This is a genomic window from Micromonospora sp. NBRC 107095 (genome assembly GCF_030269705.1).
Taxonomy (GTDB): domain Bacteria; phylum Actinomycetota; class Actinomycetes; order Mycobacteriales; family Micromonosporaceae; genus Micromonospora; species Micromonospora parva.
In genome coordinates this window covers 1,679,848-1,701,407 of the sequence record NZ_BSTU01000001.1, presented here as the reverse complement: position 1 = coordinate 1,701,407, position 21,560 = coordinate 1,679,848, and the positions used below count along the sequence as shown (strand labels likewise).

16 protein-coding genes are annotated in these 21,560 nt (G+C 71.8%); 5 read left to right on the top strand and 11 right to left on the bottom strand.

What is annotated here, in order from left to right; translation table 11 throughout:
- Positions 1–173: 173 nt before the first annotated feature.
- The 10 genes from QSK15_RS08010 to pcaF all read right to left on the bottom strand — a co-directional run bounded on the left by QSK15_RS08010 (position 174) and on the right by pcaF (position 12,085).
- A complete protein-coding gene (locus tag QSK15_RS08010) occupies positions 174–725 on the bottom strand; it encodes a pyridoxamine 5'-phosphate oxidase family protein (protein ID WP_285793572.1) in 552 nt (183 codons plus the stop codon).
- A 47-nt stretch (positions 726–772) separates the two neighbouring features.
- Positions 773–1,477 carry a gamma-glutamyl-gamma-aminobutyrate hydrolase family protein gene (locus QSK15_RS08005; RefSeq protein ID WP_285793571.1) on the bottom strand — a complete coding sequence of 235 codons (705 nt, stop codon included), beginning with the start codon at positions 1,475–1,477 and terminating at the stop codon, positions 773–775.
- A 165-nt stretch (positions 1,478–1,642) separates the two neighbouring features.
- The gene (locus QSK15_RS08000) at positions 1,643–2,410 is read right to left on the bottom strand and encodes a 3-oxoacyl-ACP reductase (RefSeq protein ID WP_285793570.1); all 768 of its coding nucleotides are present in this window, start codon (positions 2,408–2,410) and stop codon (positions 1,643–1,645) included.
- A 5-nt stretch (positions 2,411–2,415) separates the two neighbouring features.
- Complete coding sequence (locus tag QSK15_RS07995; protein WP_285793569.1) at positions 2,416–3,771, bottom strand: aldehyde dehydrogenase family protein; 1,356 nt, start codon at positions 3,769–3,771, stop codon at positions 2,416–2,418.
- A gap of 36 nt (positions 3,772–3,807) precedes the next feature.
- Positions 3,808–5,172: a glutamine synthetase family protein gene (locus tag QSK15_RS07990; protein WP_285793568.1), complete on the bottom strand. Its 1,365-nt coding sequence runs from the start codon at positions 5,170–5,172 to the stop codon at positions 3,808–3,810.
- A 115-nt stretch (positions 5,173–5,287) separates the two neighbouring features.
- Complete coding sequence (locus tag QSK15_RS07985) at positions 5,288–6,874, bottom strand: amino acid permease (protein WP_285793567.1); 1,587 nt, start codon at positions 6,872–6,874, stop codon at positions 5,288–5,290.
- Between the two features lie 311 nt (positions 6,875–7,185).
- Positions 7,186–7,686 carry a DUF456 domain-containing protein gene (locus QSK15_RS07980; RefSeq protein ID WP_285793566.1) on the bottom strand — a complete coding sequence of 167 codons (501 nt, stop codon included), beginning with the start codon at positions 7,684–7,686 and terminating at the stop codon, positions 7,186–7,188.
- Between the two features lie 46 nt (positions 7,687–7,732).
- Positions 7,733–9,952, bottom strand: a complete 2,220-nt coding sequence (locus QSK15_RS07975; RefSeq protein WP_285793565.1) for a putative bifunctional diguanylate cyclase/phosphodiesterase — start codon at positions 9,950–9,952, stop codon at positions 7,733–7,735.
- A gap of 4 nt (positions 9,953–9,956) precedes the next feature.
- Positions 9,957–10,769 carry an SAM-dependent methyltransferase gene (locus tag QSK15_RS07970; protein ID WP_285793564.1) on the bottom strand — a complete coding sequence of 271 codons (813 nt, stop codon included), beginning with the start codon at positions 10,767–10,769 and terminating at the stop codon, positions 9,957–9,959.
- 110 nt (positions 10,770–10,879) lie between these two features.
- Entirely contained in the window at positions 10,880–12,085 is a 1,206-nt protein-coding gene (gene pcaF, locus QSK15_RS07965) for a 3-oxoadipyl-CoA thiolase (protein ID WP_285793563.1), read from the bottom strand.
- 106 nt (positions 12,086–12,191) lie between these two features.
- On the opposite strand from pcaF, the gene QSK15_RS07960 reads away from it, so the two are divergent.
- From QSK15_RS07960 to QSK15_RS07945, 4 genes are all read left to right on the top strand, one after another.
- Positions 12,192–13,157 carry a glutathione S-transferase family protein gene (locus QSK15_RS07960; RefSeq protein ID WP_285793562.1) on the top strand — a complete coding sequence of 322 codons (966 nt, stop codon included), beginning with the start codon at positions 12,192–12,194 and terminating at the stop codon, positions 13,155–13,157.
- Positions 13,150–13,833: a DUF998 domain-containing protein gene (locus QSK15_RS07955; RefSeq protein WP_285793561.1), complete on the top strand. Its 684-nt coding sequence runs from the start codon at positions 13,150–13,152 to the stop codon at positions 13,831–13,833. Before QSK15_RS07960 ends, QSK15_RS07955 begins: the two co-directional genes overlap by 8 nt.
- Positions 13,834–14,001: 168 nt before the next feature.
- Positions 14,002–15,300 (top strand): dicarboxylate/amino acid:cation symporter, encoded by a 1,299-nt coding sequence (locus QSK15_RS07950; protein ID WP_285794353.1) that lies wholly within the window; start codon positions 14,002–14,004, stop codon positions 15,298–15,300.
- A gap of 69 nt (positions 15,301–15,369) precedes the next feature.
- The gene (locus QSK15_RS07945; protein ID WP_285793560.1) at positions 15,370–16,437 is read left to right on the top strand and encodes an NADH:flavin oxidoreductase/NADH oxidase; all 1,068 of its coding nucleotides are present in this window, start codon (positions 15,370–15,372) and stop codon (positions 16,435–16,437) included.
- A gap of 49 nt (positions 16,438–16,486) precedes the next feature.
- Here the strand turns inward: QSK15_RS07945 and QSK15_RS07940 are convergent, their stop codons facing one another.
- Positions 16,487–20,020 carry an ATP-binding cassette domain-containing protein gene (locus tag QSK15_RS07940; RefSeq protein ID WP_285793559.1) on the bottom strand — a complete coding sequence of 1,178 codons (3,534 nt, stop codon included), beginning with the start codon at positions 20,018–20,020 and terminating at the stop codon, positions 16,487–16,489.
- Between the two features lie 937 nt (positions 20,021–20,957).
- On the opposite strand from QSK15_RS07940, the gene QSK15_RS07935 reads away from it, so the two are divergent.
- Entirely contained in the window at positions 20,958–21,515 is a 558-nt protein-coding gene (locus QSK15_RS07935) for a hypothetical protein (protein ID WP_285793558.1), read from the top strand.
- The last annotated feature ends 45 nt before the right edge of the window (positions 21,516–21,560 follow it).

Genomic DNA, 21,560 nt, shown 5'->3' with positions numbered 1-21,560 from the left:
GTACCCCTCGACCGTTGATCTTCACCCGCCGTGCTCCGACTTGTACCCAAGCGGACCGGCAACGTAACGCATCACGAGCGCAGGACGCTGGTTAGCTACGCCTGAACCGTCGGGCACCGGACAGTACGCACGACCATGGCGTCGAACGGCGGTGATCCCGGTGCGCCGACGGGTCAGAAGACCGGTAGGCCGTCGATGCTCGCCGCGTTCCTGGTGGCCCGGTAGACCACCAGGTCGTCGGCGCTGCGGCGGGAGTGTGAGGTGAGCAACAGATCACGTTCGGCCCGGAAGTCCATCAGTGGCACCGCGTACCCACAGGAGTCACTGACCCGCTGCACCTCGACACTGATGACAGCCCGCACGGCGTGCACGTCCGGCGGTGCCGGAAACTCGGCGAGCCGGTCGGCGAACCCGTCCTCGGTCACCGTGACGCTGCTGCCCCGACCGTGCAACCGGACGATCTTCGGCGGGCCGTCGAAGGCACAGAACATCAGTGTGATCCGGCCGTTGTCCCGCAGGTGGGCGATGGTCTCCGCGCCGCTGCCGTGATAGTCGAGGTAGGCCACCCGGTGCGGGCCGAGGATCACGAACGTCCCCCGCATGCCCTTCGGCGACACGTTGACGTGCCCCTCGGCACCGGACGGCGCGGTGGCCACGAAGAAGAGCGGCTGGGCCGCGATGAACTCACGCAGACGACCGTCGATCTCCGGGTAGACCTTGCCCATCCGTCGATCCTCCCATCCGGGCCATCGACCAGCGGGGGCGATCTCCGTCACACCCGCTGGTCAGCCGCCCGCACCAACGCCGTGATCGGACGGGGATCCCGCTCGTTCTCCGGATGCCACTGCACCCCGAGCACGAACGGCCGGGCCGGATCCTCCACCGCCTCGACCACCCCGTCCCCCGCCCAACCGGTCACCGTGAGCCGGCCCGGATCGGCCACCGCCTGGTGGTGGTACGAGTTGACCTGGTCGACCCCCGCCAGCACCGACGCGGCCAGGCTCCCCGGCGCGAACCGCACCGGGTGCGCCCCGTACACGCCGGGCGCCGGGCGGTGCGCCTCATGACCCACCACGTCGGGCAGGTGCTGGTGCAGGGCGCCACCGTACGCGACCGCGAGCAACTGCATCCCCCGGCACACGCCCAGCACCGGCAGCCCGGCGGCGAGCGCGGCGGCCAACACCGTCAGTTCGCCGGCGTCCCGGTCCGGCCGGTCCTCGGTACGTGGATCGGTCGGCTGGCCGTACCGCCCCGGGCCGACGTCCGCGCCACCGGCCAGCAACAACCCGTCCAGGACACCCACCACGTCCGCGTCCACGTCGTCGGGCGGCAGCACCACCGCCCGGCCACCAGCGGCCGTGACCGCCCGGGTGTACGCCTCCGGCACCAGCACCGCCCGCACACCCCGCCAGACAGCCCAGTCGGCCGGCTCGACGTACGCGCTGACCCCGATCAGCGGCCGCCGCTGAACAAGCACCGTTCGCGACTGCGGGGCTCGCAAACCCGGCTCACTCCTCGCACTCACCGAGCCAGCACCGTTCGCGACTGCGGGGCTCGCAAACCCGGCTCACTCCTCGCACTCACCGAGCCAGCACCGTTCGCGACTGCGGGGCTCGCAAACCCGGCTCACTCCTCGCACTCCTCACAGGGGCGTCACGTAGGCGCCGGTGATGCCACCGTCGACCACGAACTGCGCGGCGGTCATGAACGAGGCGTCGTCACTGGCCAGGAACGCCACCGCGGCGGCGATCTCCTCCGGTTGCCCGAAGCGGCCCATCGGCACGTGCACCAGTCGGCGGGCGGCCCGTTCCGGGTCGGCGGCGAAGAGCTCCAGCAGCAACGGGGTGGCGACCGGGCCGGGGCAGAGCGCGTTCACCCGGATGCCCTCCCGGGCGAACTGCACACCCAGTTCCCGGGTCATCGCCAGCACCCCACCCTTGCTGGCGGTGTACGCGATCTGCGACGTCGCCGCGCCCATCAACGCCACGAACGACGCGGTGTTGATGATCGAACCCTTGCCCTGCCGCCGCATGTGCGGAATGGCGTACTTGCAGCACAGGTAGACGCTCGTGGTGTTGACCCGCAGCACCCGCTCCCAGGCGTCCAGGCCGGTGTCCAGGATGGAGTCGTCGTCCGGCGGTGAGATGCCGGCGTTGTTGAACGCGATGTCCACCCGGCCGTGCCGGTCGGCCACCCCGTCGAACAGGTCGCGTACCGCCGACTCGTCAGCCACGTCGGTGGCCACGAACTCGCCGCCGCACTCCTGCGCGGCCTTCGCGCCGGCGTCCGCGTCGATGTCCACGCAGACCACCCGGGCCCCCTCGGCGGCGAACCGCCGCACGGTGGCCAACCCGATGCCGCTGCCCGCTCCGGTGACCACTGCCACCCGGTCCTGCAACCGACCCTGCACTGGCCTCACTCCTCTGTCGCGATGAAGACGTTCTTGACGTCGGTGAAGGAGTGCAGCGCGTCCGGGCCCAGCTCACGGCCGAGCCCGGACCGCTTCATCCCGCCGAACGGGGTCCAGTAGCGCACCGAGGAATGCGAGTTGACGCTGAGGTTGCCCGAGTCGACGGCACGGGCCAGGCGCAGGGCCCGACCGACGTCCCGGGTCCAGATCGAGCCGGACAGGCCGTACTCGGTGTCGTTGGCGAGCCGGATCGCGTCCGCCTCGTCGTCGAACGGCAGCACCGAGACCACCGGTCCGAAGATCTCCTCCCGCCAGTGCCGGTCGGCTGGCGAGTCGGCCAGCAGCACCGTGGGCGCGTGCCAGAAACCGCTGCCGTCGGGGCAGGAGCCGGTGAAGGCGACGGTCGCGCCGGTGAGGTATCCGGCAACCCGGTCCCGCTGGGCGGCGGAGATCAGCGGGCCCATCTCGGCGGTGTCGCGGGACGGGTCCTCGACGCGCACCGCGCGTACCGCTGGTTCGAGCAGTTCCAGGAACCGGTCGTACACCGGACGTTGGACCAGGATCCGCGACCGTGCGCAGCAGTCCTGGCCGGCGTTGTCGAAGACCGCGCCCGGCGCGGTCGCGGCGGCGCGTTCCAGGTCGGCGTCGGCGAACACGATGTTCGCGCTCTTACCGCCCAGTTCCAGGGTGAGTCGCTTCACCTGGGCGGCGCAGCCCGCCATGATCCGGGTGCCGACGTCGGTGGAGCCGGTGAAGCAGATCTTGCGGACCGCCGGGTGGCTGACGAACCGCTCCCCTACCACCGCTCCCTCGCCCGGGATCACGGTGAACACGTCCTCGGGCAGGCCCGCCTCGCGGGCCAACTCGGCCAGCCGCAGGGCGGTGAGCGGGGTCAGTTCGGCCGGCTTGAGCACCACCGTGTTGCCGGCGGCGAGCGCCGGGACGAACCCCCAGGCGGCGATCGGCATGGGGAAATTCCAGGGCACGATCACGCCGACCACGCCGAGAGGCTCGTGGAAGGTGACGTCCAGCCCGCCGGGCACGGGGATCTGCCGTCCGGTCAGCCGCTCCGGGGCTCCGGCGTAGTAGTCGAGCACGTCCCGGACGTTGCCGGCCTCCCACCGCGCGTTGCCGATGGTGTGCCCGGAGTTGCGGACCTCCAGCGCGGCCAACTCCTCCAGGTGCGCGTCGACGACGGCGGCGAACCGCCGCAGCAACCGCGCCCGATCCCCCGGCGCGACGCCCCGCCAGGTCTCGAAGGCGGCAGCCGCCCGGGAGATCGCCGCGTCGACGTCCCCCACCGAGGCCCCTACCACCTCCCGAAACCCCACCCCGCTGGACGGGTCAACCACGAGCGTCACAAGCCCGACCCCCCTTTCCCCGCCGAAGGAGGCGGGCTACAGGCGTTCGAAGCCACGGGTCAGCTCCCAGTCCGTCACCGCGGCGTCGAAGGCCGCCAACTCGACCCTCGCCTGGTTGGCGTAGTGGGCCACCACCTCGTCGCCGAACGCTTCCCGGGCCACCTCGGACTCCTCCCACAGGGCCAGGGCGTCGCGCAACGTGGTGGGGACGCGCTCGGCCTCCGGGTCGTCGTACGCGTTGCCGGTGCACTCCTGCCCCAACTCCAACTCACCGTCGATGCCGTGCAGCGCGCCGGCGACCAGCCCGGCGATCGCCAGGTACGGGTTGACGTCGGCACCGGGCACCCGGTTCTCCACCCGCATGCCCTGCCCGTGCCCGACCACCCGCAACGCGCAGGTGCGGTTGTCGACACCCCAACGCAGCGCGGTCGGGGCGAACGAGCCCGGCTGGTAGCGCTTGTAGGAGTTGATGTTCGGGGCGAAGAGGAGGCTGAACTCCCGCATGGTGGCCAACAGCCCGGCGAGCACCCGCTGCCCGGTCCCGCTCAGGTGCGCCGGCCCGTCACCGAGCATCGCCGACGAGCCCGACGAGTCCCGCAGCGAGAAGTGGATGTGGCAGGAGTTGCCCTCCCGCTCGTTCGGCTTGGCCATGAAGGTGATCGCCATGCCCTCCTGGGCGGCGATCTCCTTAGCGCCGTTCTTGTAGATGACGTGGTGGTCGGCGCAGGCCACCGCCTCGTCGTACCGGAAGGCGATCTCGTGCTGGCCGAGGTTGCACTCACCCTTGGCGCTCTCCGGGGTGAGCCCGGCGCCGGCCATCTCCGTGCGGATGCGGCGCAGCAGCGGCTCCACCCGGGCGGTGCCGAGCAGCGAGTAGTCCACGTTGTACTGGTTGGCCGGGGTGAGGTCGCGGTAGCCGCGCCGCCAGGCGTCCTCGTACGAGTCGCGGAACAGCACGAACTCCAGCTCGGTGCCGGCGTACGCGGTCAGCCCACGCTCGGCCAGCCGGTCCAGTTGCCGGCGCAGGATCTGCCGGGGCGAGGCGACCACGTCACCCGAGCCGTCCAGCCAGGTGAGGTCGGCCAGCAGCAGGGCGGAGCCGGGCTGCCAGGGCATGCGGCGCAGGGTGGCGAAGTCGGGCACCATCGCGAAGTCGCCGTAGCCGCGTTCCCAGCTCGACATCGCGTACCCGTCGACGGTGTTCATGTCCACGTCGACGGCGAGCAGGTAGTTGCACCCCTCGCTGCCGTGCTCGGCGACCTGATCGAGGAAGAACGGCGCGTGGAACCGTTTGCCCTGGAGGCGACCCTGCATGTCGACGAGGGCCAGCACCACGGTGTCGATCTCACCCTCGGCGACGGCGACCCGCAGTTGTTCCAGCGTGAGCGGTGCTTTCCTCATTCGCGGGCCTCCATCACCAAGGTCTACTGGCAAACCGGATCACCGTCAATGCCCCCGGCGGCACGGGCGGCAAACCCGGCGGGACGGCCGCACCGCCCGTCCCGCCGGGCGCTGGTCAGGCCGGGCCGTCGGCCGGCGTCGGGTCGGCCGCCGGCGTGGGTTGCTCGACGGTACGAACCGGCCCGGTGAACCACTTGCGGGCCGAGGCGTACCACCAGACGGCGACGACCAGCAGCACCCCACCCACGGCCAACGGCGCGTAGTTCACCGCCGACCAGGTGAACGCGTCGTTGCCAGGTACGCCGGCGGGCACGATCGGCAGCACGAAGTAGACGGCGATGATCGCGATCTCGATGACCGCGATCCAGCCGAGCAGTTTGTACCTGCGGCCGAGCGTCCACGGCCCGGGGACGAATCGGTCGCCCATCCGCAGCCGCAGCGCGATCGGGATGAGGAACGACAGGTAGAGCCCGAGCACCGCGACGGAGACCACCGCGTAGAAGGCGATCGGGATGCCGGCGGAGCTCTCGTAGAGAGCCGGCAGGGTCAGCACCAGACCGGCCACGGTGGCGCCGATGATGGCGTTGACCGGGGTGCCGTTGCGGTCGACGGTCGACCAGAGCCGCCATCCGGGCACCGCCCGGTCCCGACTGAACGCGTACGCCATGCGGCTCATCGAGGTCACACAGCTCATGCCGCAGAAGAACTGGCCGATGGTGGAGATGATGATGACGATCTTGAAGAAGACCGGGGTCAGCGCGGACTCGAAGATGGCACCGGAGAACCCGCCCGCGGCGTTGACCGCCTCGACGTCGGTGGCCGCGAAGAGGAATGCCAGCAGCAGGATCCAGCCACCGACCGCCGAGTAGAAGATCGACTGCCAGAGGCCACGGGCGGCGGCCTGCGAGGCTCCCCGGGTCTCCTCGGAGACGTGCGCGCAGGCGTCGAAGCCGGTGATCGTGTACTGGGTGAGCAGAAAGCCCAGCGGCAGCACGTAGAACCAGAACGTCAGCCCGCCGATGTCGCCGTCGCCGAAGCCGGAGTTGTTGAACCGCTCGGTGAACACGAACTGGAAGCTCTGGTGGTTGTCGGGAACGAAGACCAGGATGGCCACCACGACGGCCGCGCCGGCCACGTGCCACCAGACCGAGACGTTCTGAAGTACGTCGATGATCCGGTGCCCGAAGATGTTGATCAGCCCGTGCAGCACCAGGATGATCACGAAGAGCATGAACGCCTGCCGCAGCGTCCCCGCCCAGCCGTCGAAGAGCGCCGACAGGGTGAGGTTGAGGAACGTCGCGCAGCCGTAGTCGACCGAGGCGGTCACCGCCACCAGACCGATCAGGTTCAACCAGCCGGTGAACCAGCCGTGCACAGGGCGACCCATGGTGGCCGCCCACCAGTAGATCCCGCCCGCTGTCGGGTACGCCGACACCAGCTCCGCCATGCAGAAGCCGATGATCAGGATGAACAGCGAGATCAGCGGCCAGCCCCAGGAGATGGCGACCGGCCCGCCGTTGTTCCACGCCTGACCGAAGGTGGTGAAGCAACCGGCCAGGATCGAGATGATCGAGAAGGAGATGGCGAAGTTGGAGAAGCCACTCCACTTGCGGCGTAGTTCCTGTTTGTAGCCGAGTTCAGCGAGCCGTCGGGCGTCGTCGTCCATCGGTTGCTCGGCGGTCGGCACGGGCGTCGTGGCCACTGCACACCTCCCTGAGGTGGTTCCGCGTGCGAGTGGGCAAAGTGTCGACCTGGCCGATCAAGATGGTCAATACGTCGTCGGTGGGAATCTCACTCCCGGCGGGCTAATTGCGTTGCCGTCCGGCCACCCCGGCCCGCATCCTGGACCGGTGACCAGGCCCGATCAGGGCCCCACCCCGGGCGCTCGGACCGCCCGACACCGGTGGCGCGGGGCACGCCTCTCTCTCACGTACGGCGTCCCGCCGTACCCGAAAAGTGCCCCGCGCCCCCTTCCCCCCTTTCCCCTCGCGATCAACGGAGCAGGGGTGTGGGTCAGGTCAGGAGGAGGCCGGTCACCCAGAGGGCCGCGATGATCATGCCGGCCAGGAACTCCACGAGGATCGACAGACCGGCGGCCTTGAGGGCCTGCACGGTGGACGGCCAGGCGAGCTGGTTGCTGCCCAGCCGCAACCGTTCCGCCGCCCACACCCCCGCCACGAAGCCGAGCACCAACCCCACGAACGGCACCACGAAGAACCCGACGATGCCGAGCACCCCGCCGGCGAGCAGCGTGGACGTCGGCACACCGGTGCGCTTCAGGTTGCGGCCAGGCCACGCGTACTTGATCACGGCGCCGGTCGCGGCGACCAGTGTGGCGGCGGCGAACACCGCCCAGCCAGCCAGGCCGGCGCCGCCGAACACGGCCCAGACCAGCACGCCACCCCAGCACAGCGGAAGCGCCGGCAGACCGGGCACCACCACCCCGGCCAGCCCGGCCAGGATGGCCAGCCCGGCCACCACGGTCACCACCGTCTGCGAGTCCGTCAGGTCCACGCCGCCACCCTCCGTCGCCACCGCCCGGACCGCAACAGTCCCCGACTCACGGCAGGGCTCCGTCGCCGCGCAGTCGGGCGGTGATCGCATCGGCCGGGGCCGGGGCACCGAAGAAACGGCCCTGCCCGGTGTCGCAGCGCAGCGCCCGCAGCCGTTCCGCCTGCACGCCGGTCTCCACCGCCTCGGCCGTGACCCACAGCTCCAGGGCGTGCGCCAACCGGACCAACGCGTCGACGATCCGTTCGTCGCGGTGGTCGGCGGCCTCGTCGGTCCCGTCCGCGCGGATGCCCTCGACGAACGGGCCGGCGAGCTTCAGGCAGTGGATCGGCAAGCGGCGCAGGTACGCCAGGTTGGAGTAACCGGTGCCGAAGTCGTCCACTGCCAGCCGGACGCCGAGCGCGGCGAGCCGGTGCAGGCTGCGCAGCGGCTCGCCGGCGTTGCCCATCACGGCGCTCTCGGTCAACTCCAGCTGGAGCAGCTCCGCGGGGAGCCCACTGGTCCGCAACGCGTCGGCCACAGTGTCCACGATGGCCGGTTCGTCGGCCTGCCGCGCGGCGAGGTTGACGCTGACCACCAGCCGGGCGTCCGGGAACTCCCGCCACCATCGCTCGGCGTCCGCGCAGGCCCGCCGCAGCACCCACTCGCCGAGCCGGACGATCAGGCCGGTTTCCTCGGCCAGCCCGATGAACCGGTCCGGCCCGATCAGGCCCAGCTCCGGATGCTCCCAACGGACCAGTGCCTCCACCGCGAGCATGGTGCCCTCCAGCAGCGACACGATCGGCTGGTAGTGCAACACGAACTCGCCCCGGTCGAGCGCGGCGGGCAACCCGGCGACCAGCGCCGACCGGGCGATGTCCCGGGCGCCGCGTTCGGGGTCGTAGACCGCCCACCGGCCCCGGCCCGCCGCCTTGGCCCAGTAGAGCGTGGTGTCGGCGGCCTTCATCAGCTCCGACGCGGTGGTTTCCGAGGCGGGGCACTGCACGATGCCCACACTGGCCGAGACGGCCAACTGGTGCTCACCGACGTGGACCGGGGCCGCGACGGCGGCCAGCGCGGACTCAGCGACGGCGACCGGGTCGTCGGCGTCGTCGCCCCCCGCGACGAGGATCACGAACTCGTCGCCCCCCATCCGGGCAACCAGGTGGCCGTGGTCGGCCACGCACTCGGCCAGCCTCCGGCCGATCATCACCAGCAGCCGGTCACCGAGGTCGTGGCCGAGACTGTCGTTGATCGCCTTGAAGCCGTCCAGGTCGAGGAAGCACACCCCGACCCGCTGCCCGACACCCGCGGTGTCCAGCACCCGTCCCAACGTCTCGAAGAACAACGTCCGGTTGGGCAGCCCGGTCAGCGGGTCGTGCAGCGCCTGGAAACGCAGGCGCTGCTGGAGTTGGTACCGCTCGGTGATGTCCTCCATCATCGCGACGGTGAATCGCGGCCGTCCCTCGTGTCGGATCAGCGAGACGGCCAGATCCGTCCAGACCACGCTGCCGTCCTTGCGGTAGTAGCGCTTCTCCACCCGGACCGCGTCGTGCTTGCCCTCGATCAGCTCCTGGTAGAGCTCCCACATCCCGGCGGCGTCGTCGGCGTGGAACAGCGCCGCCACGTTGATCTCGCGCAACTCCTCGATCGAGTAGCCGAGCATGTCGGCGAACGCCTGGTTGACGTCGATGATCCGGCCGTCCACGCCGGCGATGCCGATCCCGATCGCGGCTCCGGTGAACACCGCCCGGAACCGCGCCTCACTCGCGCGCAGCGCCTGCTCCACGTCGTCGCGCGCCTGCCAGGCCGACCGGGCGATGCGCTCCTGCTGGCTGAAGGTGCGGTCGCGCAGCGCGCGGGCGAACCCCGCGGCCAGGCCGCCCTGCATCGCGGCGATCCGGTCGGCGAGGTCGGCCGGCCGGTCACCGTCGCCGAGAACCCGCCGCCCGAAGGTCGCACCGAGCGCGTGCAGCGTCCACTCCAGCGCCTGCGGCTCGGTGAGGTGCGCCTCCACCAGGGCCCGCCCGACCTCCTCGGCGGGGCCGACGCTGAACGGCTCCGCCCGTATCGCCTGGGCCAACCGGACCGTGTGCGCCAGCAGCAGCCGCTCGGTCTCGGCCAGGCTCAGTGGCACGAAACCGAGACGGCGCACCGCGCGGGCCCAGTCGGCGGCGTACCCTGCGGCACCGGCCCGGCCGGCATCGACCCGAGCGGGGTCCCGGCCGGCATCGGCCCGAGCGGGGTCCCGGCCGGCAGCGACCCCGGCGGGGTCCGGGACGGCGGCCACGGGATCAGCCGGCGGGCTGGTCGTACCGGGCGACGCCTCCGAAGGCGCCGAACCGCTCCGGGTGCTCGTCCACGTCGGACGGTGAGTCGGGACGCCAGAGCGGCATGTGCACGACACCCGGTTCCAGGACGGTCCAGTCGCCGAAGAAACCGGTGACCTGTGCGCGGGAGCGCAGGGTGATCTCGGTGGCGGTACGGGCGGAGAGCCGCTGGGCGTCCAGCATCTCCTGCGGCTGGTCCTCGAAGGTGGAGTGCGAGATGACCAGGAAGCTGCCCGGTGCGGCGACCTCCCGCAGGGTGGCCAGGATCGCCTCGGGGCGGTCGGTGTCCGGGATGAAGTGCACCACCCCGGCCAGCAGGATGCCCACCGGTCGGCTGAAGTCGATCAGCCCGAGCTGTCGGGTCTCGGCGAGGATCCGCTCCGGCTCCCGCAGGTCGGCGTGGATCACCCCGGTCAGCTCGTTGCCGGCGAGCAGTTCCCGGCTGTGCGCGACGGCCACCGGGTCGATGTCGACGTACACCACGCGGGCCTTGGGGTTCACTCCCTGCGCCACCTCGTGCACGTTGCCCACCGTGGGGATCCCGGAGCCGATGTCGAGAAACTGGTCGATGCCGGCGTCGAGCAGCACCCGGACGGCCCGGCGGAGGAACTCCCGACCGGACCGCATGGTGGCGGCGAGATTCGGGGTCATGCTGGCGATCTGTTCGGCCAACTGCCGGTCGATCTCGAAGTTGTGCGCCCCACCCAGAAAGTAGTCATACACCCGGGCCGCGCTCGGCCTGGTCAGATCGATCTCGGTCGGCAGTCCGTCCGGCATCAGTGTGCTCCCCAGTTCATCGCCGCGGCGCGGGACGGCACCGGCGGACGGGCGTGCCACGGGCACGCGCGAGCGCCGGCCGACCCGCGGGTCGTGTGGTGTGGACCACTCTAGGCGGCTGACTCCAGCAACAGCGAGATGCCTTGACCAACGCCGATGCACATGGTGGCCAGCGCCCGTCGGCCGCCGCGACGGCGCAGCTCCAGGGCGGCGGTCAGCGCCAGCCGTGCCCCGCTGGCACCGAGCGGATGCCCCAGCGCGATGGCCCCACCGTTGGGGTTGACGTGCTCGGCGTCCACCGGCAGCCCCAGTTCACGCAGCACCGCCACGGACTGCGCGGCGAACGCCTCGTTCAGCTCCACCACGTCCACCGCGTCCAAGCCGACGCCGACGCGGTCGAGCAGCTTGTGGGTGGCCGGCACCGGCCCGATCCCCATGATCCGCGGCGGCACACCGGCCACCGCGGCGCCGACGATGCGGGCCAGCGGGGTCAGGCCGTACCGGGAGACCGCCGCCTCGCTGGCCACCAGCAGCGCGACCGCGCCGTCGTTGACGCCCGAGGAGTTGCCGGCGGTGACCGTGCCACCGTCGCGGAACGGGGTGGGCAACGCGGCGAGCTTCTCCAGCGAGGTCTCCCGGGGGTGCTCGTCGACATCGACCAGCCGGGTCTCCCGACGACCGGCCGGCACGGACACCCCCACGATCTCCTCGGCGAAGCGGCCGTCGGCCTGCGCCTTGGCCGCGCGCTGCTGCGAGCGGTACGCGAAGGCGTCCTGCTCGGCCCGGCTGACGCCGTACTCGGCGGCCACGTTCTCCGCCGTCTCCGGCATCGAGTCGACCCCCCAGCCGTCACGCATCAACGGGTTGACCAACCGCCAGCCCAGCGTGGTGTCGTACACCTCGGCCGACCGGGAGTACGCCGACGTCGCCTTCGGCATGACGAACGGCGCCCGGCTCATGCTCTCCACCCCGCCGGCGATCACCAACTCGGCGTCCCCGGCGACGATGGATCGGGCGGCGGTGGCGAGCGCGTCCAGCCCCGAGCCGCAGAGCCGGTTGACGGTGCCGCCCGGCACCTCCTCGGGCAGGCCGGCCAGCAGCGCCGCCATCCGGGCCACGTTGCGGTTGTCCTCGCCGGCCTGGTTGGCGCAGCCGAGCACGACGTCGTCGACCTGCGCCCAGTCCACCGACGGGTGACGGGCGACCAGTTCACGGATCACGTGCGCGGCCAGGTCGTCGGGGCGGACGCCGGCCAGCGCGCCCGCGTACCGGCCGATCGGGGTGCGGACACCGGCCACCAGGTATGCCACGGTCATCGCGAGTCCTTAGGGGGTGCAGACGGCGGGGGTGGGGCACGCCCACCGGGTCGCGGGGGCTGCCGGCCGCCAGGATATCCGCGCCGGCAGCAGATAGGTTGACGGCATGGCCCGGGCCCAGTTCAGCGCAGAGACCAGCGACGGTGGCGCGTTCGTCCGCCAGCCGAACCGGTTCACCGGTCGGGTCACCGCCGACTCGACATCCCCTCCCGGCGGCGGCCCGGACGAGCAGGACCGTTGGCCACTGGAGGCCGGCCGTTACCGGCTGATCTGGTGCCGTGCCTGCCCCTGGGCACACCGGGCGAGGATCGTGCGCGGCCTGCTCGGGCTGGACGACGCGATCTCGCTGGGCACCGTCGACCCGATCCGGGACGAGCGGGGCTGGGCCTTCGCCCTCGACCCGGACGGCTTCGACCCGGTCCTCGGGGTGAGCTTCCTCTCCGAGGCGTACCTGGCCACCGACCCCGACTACACCGGCCGGGTGACGGTGCCGGCGCTGGTGGACACCCTGACCGGCCGGGTGGTCACCAACGACTACCCGCAGCTCACCCTCGACTTCTCCACCGAGTGGCGGCGGCTGCACCGGCCCGACGCACCGGATCTGTACCCGGTCGACCTGCGCCCCGAGATGGACGCGCTGATGGCCGAGATCCACACCGACGTCAACAACGGCGTCTACCGGTGCGGGTTCGCCACCTCACAGGAGGCGTACGACGAGGCGTTCCGGGCGCTCTTCGCCCGGCTGGACGCGCTCTCCGAGCGGCTGGCCGGGCAGCGTTACCTGATGGGCGACGCGATCACCGAGGCGGACGTGCGACTGTTCACCACGCTGGTCCGCTTCGACGCCGCGTACCACGGGCACTTCAAGTGCAACCGCAACAAGCTGACCGAGATGCCGGTGCTCTGGGCGTACGCCCGGGACCTGTTCCAGACGCCGGGCTTCGGCGAGACGGTGGACTTCGACCACATCAAGCGGCACTACTACGGCACGCACCGGGAGATCAATCCCAGCGGCATCGTGCCACTCGGGCCGGACGAGTCCGGCTGGAGCGCGCCGCACGGGCGTGGCTGAGCCGGCCCGGTCCGCCGCCCCGCGCACGCCCACGGTGGGCGGGGACATCGCCCGCCGGGCCGCCGGGTCCGCCGCGGCCGGCTGCACCCTGGCCGGCTCGGTGGCGGTGACGTTCGCCGTGATCGCCGGTCCCGGTCCAGGGCTCACCGGGTACGTCAGCGAGGCGGGCATCGCCGGCAGCGCCCACGCCGCGGCGTACCGGATCGGGATCCTGGCCCTTGCCGCCGCGTTGCTGCTGATCGGCGCGGCGCTGCCACCGGGGGTGTGGGCGGCTGCTCCGGCGCTGCTCGCCACCGGGGCCGTGTTCACCGCCGCGTCGGGGGCGGTGACCTGCTCCGACGGGTGCCCGCTGCCGCCGTTCGAACGGGCGACGACGGCAGATCTGGTGCACGGCGGCGCGAGCATCGCGGCGACCGCCGCGGTGGTATTCGCCATGATCACGCTTGCCGTGTCCGCGTCGGTCGGCAGCATGGTGCGCCGGCTGGCGGGCGGGGCCGCGGCGCTGGCCCTGCCGCTCTGTGCCACGGTGGGGCTGGCGATGCTCGTCATCGGCCGGGGCACACTGGTGGGGGTGCTGGAACGACTGATCCTCGCCCTCGCGGTGCTGTGGGGCCTGTGCACTGCTACCGCACTGGCCCTCTGTAAGGAGCCTCACCCCGACCGGTCCTTCCAATAGGCGGAAATCGGCGTATCGTCGGCGAGCGATGACCAACGTCTGGGGCCTCACTGTCCGCCTGTATGTCGATCTCCGACTGCAGGCCAGTGGCATCTGTCCGGGCTAGCCGCGTTCCTACGCCTGCCCCGATCGGACCGGACAATTGGATAGATCTTCATGCCCTTCAGCCTGCGCAAAATTCCCTTCTCCGTGCAGATCCTGCTCGGCCTCGTGCTCGGCGTCGCGCTGGGCTTCCTGGCCCGCACCAACGACCTGAGCTGGCTGACCAGCACCCTGCACACCGTCGGCAGCCTCTTCGTCCAGCTGCTCAAGCTGGCCGTGCCGCCGCTGGTCTTCACCGCCATCGTGGTCAGCGTGGTCAGCCTGCGTGGCGTCGCCAACGCCGCCCGGCTCGCCCTCAAGACCCTGATGTGGTTCGGCATCACCGCGCTGATCGCGGTGAGCATCGGCATCGGCCTCGGCCTGCTCACCAACCCCGGCAAGGGGGTGACCCTCGATCTGGGTGGCGCCACGGCGCCGAAGAAGACCGGCTCGTGGACCGACTTCCTCACCGGCATCGTGCCCACCAACCCGGTCGGCGCGTTCGTCGAGGGCAACGTCCTGCAGATCGTCTTCCTCGCCGTCGTCATCGGTGCCGCGGCCCTGCTGGTCGGCGAGGCCGCCGAACCGTTCGTGACGCTCAACCGCTCCCTGCTGGAGATCGTCCAGAAGGCGCTCTGGTGGGTCATCCGGCTCGCCCCGATCGGCACCCTCGGTCTGATCGGCAACGCCGTCGCCTCGTACGGCTGGGACCTGCTGGCTCCCCTCGCGAAGTTCACCACCGCCGTCTACGTCGGCTGCGCCATCGTGCTGTTCGTGGTCTACCCGCTGGTCCTGATCCTCGCCGGCCGGCTCAACCCGCTGCGCTTCTTCGCCGGTGCCTGGCCCGCGATCGAGCTGGCCTTCGTGTCCCGCTCCTCGGTCGGCACCATGCCGGTCACCCAGCGCTCCGTCGAGCGGCTCGGCGTGCCCCGCGAGTACGCCTCGTTCGCGGTGCCCTTCGGCGCCACCACGAAGATGGACGGCTGCGCCGCCATCTACCCGGCCCTCGCCGCGATCTTCGTGGCCCAGGTGTTCGGCGTGCAGCTCGGCATCGGCGACTACCTGCTGATCGCCTTCGTCTCGGTGGTCGGCTCGGCGGCCACCGCCGGTCTGACCGGCGCGATCGTGATGCTCACCCTCACCCTCAGCACGCTGGGCCTGCCGCTGGCCGGCGCCGGCCTGCTGCTGGCCATCGACCCGATCCTGGACATGATCCGCACCGCCACCAACGTCGCGGGGCAGGCACTGGTGCCGACGGTGGTCGCCGCCCGCGAGGGCACCCTCGACCGCGCCGCGTACGAGTCCGCCGGCCGGCGTGACCTGACCGAGCCGGAGCCGGAGCCGGTCGCCGACACCCGACCTGAGCTCAGCCCCGTTCCTGCCTGATCGGTTCACCCAAACGACGACGGGCCCCTCTCCCCGGGGGCCCGTCGTCGTGTCGGAGAGGATGACCCCATGAGTTCCCTGTTCACTCCCCTGGCCCTGCGCGCTGTCACACTGCCCAACCGGATCGCCATGGCACCCATGTGCCAGTACTCCGCCGGTCCCGACGGTCTGCCCACCGACTGGCACCTGATCCACCTCGGCAGTCGCGCTGTCGGCGGCGCCGGCCTGGTCCTGACCGAGGCGACCGCCGTGCTTCCCGAGGGCCGGATCAGCCCGCAGGACACCGGCCTCTGGTCAGGTGCGCACGTCGACGCCTGGCGGCCGGTGACCGCGTTCGTCGCCGCCCACGGCGCGGTGCCGGCCGTACAGCTCGCCCACGCCGGCTTCAAGGCCTCCACCTACCGGCCGTGGGCGCCGGAGCGCGGCGGCGTGCCGGACGCCGAGGGCGGCTGGACGCCCGTCGCCCCCGGCTCGGTGCCGTTCACCGCCGGCTACCGGACGCCGACCAGCCTGGACGAGGCCGGCATCGCCGGTGTGGTCGAGGCGTTCGCGGCCGGCGCCGAACGCGCAGTGGACGCCGGCTTCGCCGCCGTGGAGATCCACGCCGCGCACGGCTACCTGCTCAACGAGTTCCTCTCACCGTTGACCAACCACCGCACCGACTCCTACGGCGGCGATCGGGCCGCCCGGATGCGACTGACCCTGGAGGTGGCCCGCGCGGTGCGCGCCGCGGTCGGCGAGGACGTGCCGGTGCTGACCCGGATCTCCGCCACCGACTGGGTCGAGGGCGGCTGGACGATCGACGACAGCGTCGTGCTTGCCGGTGAGCTGGCCGGCGTCGGCGTCGACCTGGTCGACGCGTCCTCCGGCGGGGTGAGCGTGGACCAGCGCATTCCACTCGGCCCCGGCTACCAGGTGCCGCTGGCCGCCCAGATCCGCCGCGAGGCCGGCGTACCGACCGGCGCGGTGGGCCTGATCGTGGAGCCTGAGCACGCCGAGCAGATCGTCGCCAGCGGCGAAGCCGACCTGGTGCTGCTGGGCCGGGAGTTGCTGCGCGACCCGTACTGGCCGCGCCGGGCCGCCGCGAAGCTCGGCGTCGCCTACTCCGGGCCCGACCAGTACGCCCGCGCCGCCTGAACCCCGACCGGTCGGGCGGCCGCCGTGTGGGCGGCCGCCCGGCCGAGGGTCAACCGGCCAGGTGCGACCAGTCGCCCTCCAGGTCCTGCCATGTGCCCTGAGCCGCCACCGTGCCGCCGAGCAGCACCACCACGTGGTCGGCCCGGACCAACGCGGCCCGCTTCGCCGTCGAACCGACAACCGTCACCCCGTGGCCGCGCAACGCCTCCCACAGCGCCAGCTCGGTGGTGACGTCCAGCGCCGACGACACGTCGTCGGCGACCAGCAGTTCGGTACGCGGGGCCAGAGCCCGGGCCAGCGCCAACCGCTGCAACTGCCCCCCGGAGAGCCGGGTGCCCTTGTGCCCGATGAGCAGGCCCAGCCCCCCACCGGCGGCGGCCAGGTCATGGTCGAGCTGGGCGGTGCTGACCGCCCCGGCCGCGTCCACCTCGTGCCCGAGGGCGATGTTGTCGGCCACCGTGCCGGACAGCACCCGGGGCAACTGAGCGACGTAGCCGACCTGGTTGGGGCGCAGGAACAGCTCCGGCTCGGTGACCGGGTCCCCGTTCCAGGCCAGCTCGCCGGTGTGATGCACGATCCCGGCCAGCCCGCGCAGCAACGACGACTTGCCCGACCCCACCGGCCCGACGACCAGCACCAACTGGCCCCGCCGCACGGTCAGGTCCACGTCGCGGACGGCCACCGTACCGTCGGAGTGCACCACCCCGAAGCCGCGCAGGTCCAGCCGGCGCAGCGGATGGCGGGGCGGCATGGTCGGCGCGGGCGCCGTCCCGGCGGTCAGGTCGACCTCCGGCACCCCCGCCGAGTACGCGCTCACCCCGGTCATCGCCGCGGTTCGCCGGGTCCAGACCCGCGCCGAGGGCAACTGCGAGATCAACGACGCCGTGGTCCAGGCGAACCAGCGGGCCGCACCCAGGGTGGAGACGGCCACCAGTACCGCCCCGGCGGAGAGCGAACCGTTCAGGTACAACGCCCAGGCGCCGATCGGCAGCAGCCCACTGGCCATCGACGGGGTGGAACGCGCCCACACCTGCACCGCGATCTCCCGCCGCTGCCGGTCGCTGCGCAGCACGTCCAGGCCCGCCAGGTGACGCAGCACCGCAGTGGTCGCGCCGGCGAGCTTCACCGTCCGCGCCGCGGAGAGCGCGGAGACCAGCGCGGTGGCGAACGCGGCCCGCGCCGCCACCGTCGCCCGGGCCGCGCGCTCCAGTTTCGGCCCGAACAACGTCGCCGCCAGCCCGGAGACGACCATCGTGCCGAGGAAGAACAGCCCGGGTACGACACTGCCGGTGACCGCCGTCATGGCGACCACGAGCACCAGCGCGACGGTCTGGTCCAGCACGTTGTCGGCGAGCTGGACCACCCGCTCGGTGTCCCCACCCTGCGCCACCACCTCGGCCGGGGTGTGTGAGCTGACCCGACGCGGCCCGGTCTGGCCGTGCACCAGGCGAAGGCCGATGCGCAGCATCTGCCGCACCCACCACTGCGGGAACCAGACATGGGTGTAGAACGGCAGCGGCAGCGTGATCAGCAGCCCGGCGACGATCCCCACCGCCGGCAGGTACGGGCTGCCCGTCCCGTCGACCAGGTCCGCCCAGAGCCAGGGCAGCACCGGGCCGTCCAGCCCGAGCAGGCTCAGGCCGAGGAACAGCACGATCGCCGCCGCACCGTACCGGGGATCGTTGGTGCACAGCCGGAAGATCTCCCGCAGCGTCCGGGCCGGCGGCACGGGCGGCAGTGGCGGCGGATCGGCCCGGGTCGGCGCGACCGGCTCGGTCGGCCCGGCCGGCGCGACCCGGGCGGACACCGGCGCAACCGGCTCGCTCTGCGCAACCGGTTCGCTCGGCCAGGCGTTGGCCGGGTCGGGGCCGACCAGCAGGTCGGTGCCGGTGCGACCCGACGGCGTCACCGTGGCGTACGCGGCGGCGTGGCTGGTCGCCAACAGTTCGGCGAAGCGGGTCGACGTCTCCAGCGGACCGGCCTCGACCACCGCGCCATCGGCCAGGACGACCACCTCGTCACAGCGGCGTACCGAGGAGAGCCGGTGCGCGATGACGATGCCGATCCGGTCGCGCAGCAGCCGTTCGGTGGCGCGCTGTACCCGCGCCTCGGTGACCGGGTCCAGGCGCGCGGTGGCCTCGTCGAGGATCACCACGTGCGGCTCCCGCACCAGAATCCGGGCGAACGCCACCAACTGCTCCTGACCGGCGGAGAGCACGTGCCCGCCCTCGCCCAGCCGGGTTGCCAACCCGTCCGGCAGCTCGGCGATCCAACCGGCCAGGCCCAACTCGTCGAGCGCCCGGGCCGCCGCGTCGAGCAGCTCCGGGTCGAAGAGCGCGACGTTCTCGGCGAGCGTGCCGGCCAGGATCTCGGTGCGCTGCGGCACCAGCGCCACCCAGCGGCGCAACTGCTCGACGTCGAGGTCACACAGGTCGGTGCCGCCGAGGAAGACGGTGCCCGGCGGCACATCGACCGCCCGGGTGAGCACCTTCGCCAGCGTCGACTTGCCCGAACCGGTCCGTCCGATCAGCGCGTACGACCGACCACGGGCGAAGGTGAGGCTGAGCCCGCGTAGCGCGGCCCCCCGGTCGCTCTCCCCGTACCCGAATGTCAGGTCCCGAATGCGCAGGTCACCCTCGCTCGGGCTGGCCCCGCCGACCGGTTCCTGCCGGGCCTTGGAGAGCAACTGCACCCGCGCCCACGCGCCGAGAGCCTCCTGGATCTCCGGCACCATCCGGCTGACGTGTTCCGCGGTGGCCCCGAACGCCAGGGCGAGCAGCCAGATGGCGGTGAGCCGGGCGGCGTCGATCCGGTCGGTGGCCAACGCCCACGCACCGCCGAGCACCACCGCGCCGATGCCAGCCCGGATCGTCGCGGTGGCCACCGTCGCCACCCGGGCGGACAGCACCCAGACCACACTGCCCCGCGACAGCACGGCGGCGGCCCGCCGGGCGTACAACCGCAGCACGTACGGCCGCGCCAAACTGGTGCGTACGTCGTCCTGGCCGTGCACCGCCTCCTCCATCACGGCGGCCAGGTCGGACCACGCCTCCTCCTCGGCCATCCGGGCCGGGCCGATCCGGGCCGTGGGTCGGCGCAGTCCGATTGCGAGCACCACCGTGAGCAGCAGCATGGCGATCCCCGCCGGCCACCACACGACAAGCGCGACCACCATCGACAACAGACCGACGCAGAGGCCCTGCGCCAGCCGGGTGCCCTGGTTACGAACCGCCGACGCCACCTGATAGACATCCCCGTCGATGCGGTCCAGCAGCTCACCCACCGGGGTGGTCTCCAGGGTGGGCAGGTCCTGCCCGAGAGCGACGCGACAGAGCCGGCGACGCACGTCGGCGGACCAGTCGGCGGTCAGGCCGGCCATCAACAGGCTCACCGCGAGGTCGCTGAGGACCACAGCGACCAGAGCCGCGGCCAACACGGCGAAGAAGCCAGCCGAACGATGCACCAGCACCGCGCCGGCCAGCGCCGACGCGCCCGCCTGCCCCGCGGCGCCCACCACGATCAGAACGGCCACTATCGTCAGGCGACGGGTCGAGGTGCCCCACAGATCACGGAGCAGGCGCATCGAAAGTCCTCCGGGACGTGGGTGGCGGAGACCTCAGCCTGCCGGCGCCAACCCGTCAACTCAACCGATTTTCCGGTCCTGAGCAGGGCATCCGGCGGTTCAACCAGGAGCAGCGGCGGACCGTCGGAGGCCGTCCCGCCGTCGACCATCGGCCCCGTCCGCCTTCGACCGTCGGCCCCGTCCGCCGTTGACCACCTGTCCCTGGCCCGCACCCACCGCACGGCACAGCCCGGACGACCCCGTACGCCCGCCGAACACCCGATGGGGTTTTCGTAGTTCTTGATCGACTCGGGTTTCATGAAGTCGGGGTGTCCTGGCGTCCGGGATGCCCCGGTTTCCGTGAAGCCGAGTGGATCACGGTCGTGCGGGCCCGGTTCGGTGCCGTGGGTCCGTGGTTGTGTGGGTGGTGTGTCCGGTTGTGGGTGTTTGTGGGTGGTGGCCGGGGGCACCCGTAGGTGGGAATCGTGGCTGGGCCGGGGTCGTTACACACCCTGACGATCGCAGTACGACCTCCCCGCCGCCCGGTCTTCGAGGGTGCGGGATCCGAGGTCCGGCAGCTGGGAATGCCGGCCGCGGCCCGGTCGTTGTGATCCCCACGATCGACCGCAGGCACCGCCTCCCCGTGGGTGCCGGCGGGTTGGGCCAGCCCGGAATGACCCTGGCCCCCGGGTCGTTGTGACCCCCACGATCGACCGCAGGCACCGCCTCCCCGTGGGTGCCGACGGGTTGGGTCACCCGGGAATGACCCCGGACCTCCGGTCGTTACATCTGGACCCCGGCGCCACGAGGCCCTGCGCCCGTGAAGTCGCCGACCGACGCCCGTGTCGGCGTCACCCCCCCAAGACTTTCCCCCGTGCAAGTGCAGCGCCGGACGAGGTGCTCACACCCGTGCGTCCCCCGACGTGTGGGTGTTCCTACCCCCGAAGGAGCTACCCCCATGAACACGATCTTCCGTAAGAGCATGCTGTCCGTTGCGGGTCTCGCGTTCGCCGGTGGTGTCTTCGCCGGCCCGATCGCCGCCCACGCCGCCACCCCGGTCGATGCCAAGCCCGCCGCCGCTGCGGTGCAGGTGGCGAAGCCGCAGGGCGAGCAGTCCCGGATCACCCTCAACGACGAGCAGACCGCCAACGTCAAGGCGATCATCGCCGCCACGAAGAAGGCCGGCCTGCCCGAGCGCGCCGCGGTCATCTCGATCGCGACGAGCCTGCAGGAGTCGAAGCTGGAGAACCTCGGCCACCTCGGCGACGCCAACGACCACGACTCGCTGGGCCTGTTCCAGCAGCGCCCGAGCTCGGGTTGGGGTACCCCGGAGCAGATCACCGACCCCGAGTACTCCACCACCGCGTTCCTGAAGGGTCTGAAGCAGGTCGACGGGTGGCAGGACATGCCCCTGACCGAGGCCGCGCAGACCGTGCAGGTCTCGGCGTACCCGGACGCCTACGCCCAGTGGGAGCAGCAGGCCACCGACCTCGTCGCCCAGCACTGGAACAGCTGACCACCGCACCACCACTGACCCACAGACCAGAACCACCGCACGGCA

Excerpts from the sequence above, each read along its gene's own strand:
- QSK15_RS07960 (WP_285793562.1), top strand. The coding sequence starts at position 12,192 with ATGGCCCGGGCCCAGTTCAGCGCAGAGACCAGCGACGGTGGCGCGTTC.
- QSK15_RS07970 (WP_285793564.1), bottom strand. The coding sequence starts at position 10,769 with ATGCCGGACGGACTGCCGACCGAGATCGATCTGACCAGGCCGAGCGCG.
- QSK15_RS07935 (WP_285793558.1), top strand. The coding sequence starts at position 20,958 with ATGAACACGATCTTCCGTAAGAGCATGCTGTCCGTTGCGGGTCTCGCG.
- QSK15_RS07990 (WP_285793568.1), bottom strand. The coding sequence starts at position 5,172 with ATGAGGAAAGCACCGCTCACGCTGGAACAACTGCGGGTCGCCGTCGCC.
- QSK15_RS07945 (WP_285793560.1), top strand. The coding sequence starts at position 15,370 with ATGAGTTCCCTGTTCACTCCCCTGGCCCTGCGCGCTGTCACACTGCCC.
- QSK15_RS07940 (WP_285793559.1), bottom strand. The coding sequence starts at position 20,020 with ATGCGCCTGCTCCGTGATCTGTGGGGCACCTCGACCCGTCGCCTGACG.
- pcaF (WP_285793563.1), bottom strand. The coding sequence starts at position 12,085 with ATGACCGTGGCATACCTGGTGGCCGGTGTCCGCACCCCGATCGGCCGG.
- QSK15_RS08010 (WP_285793572.1), bottom strand. The coding sequence starts at position 725 with ATGGGCAAGGTCTACCCGGAGATCGACGGTCGTCTGCGTGAGTTCATC.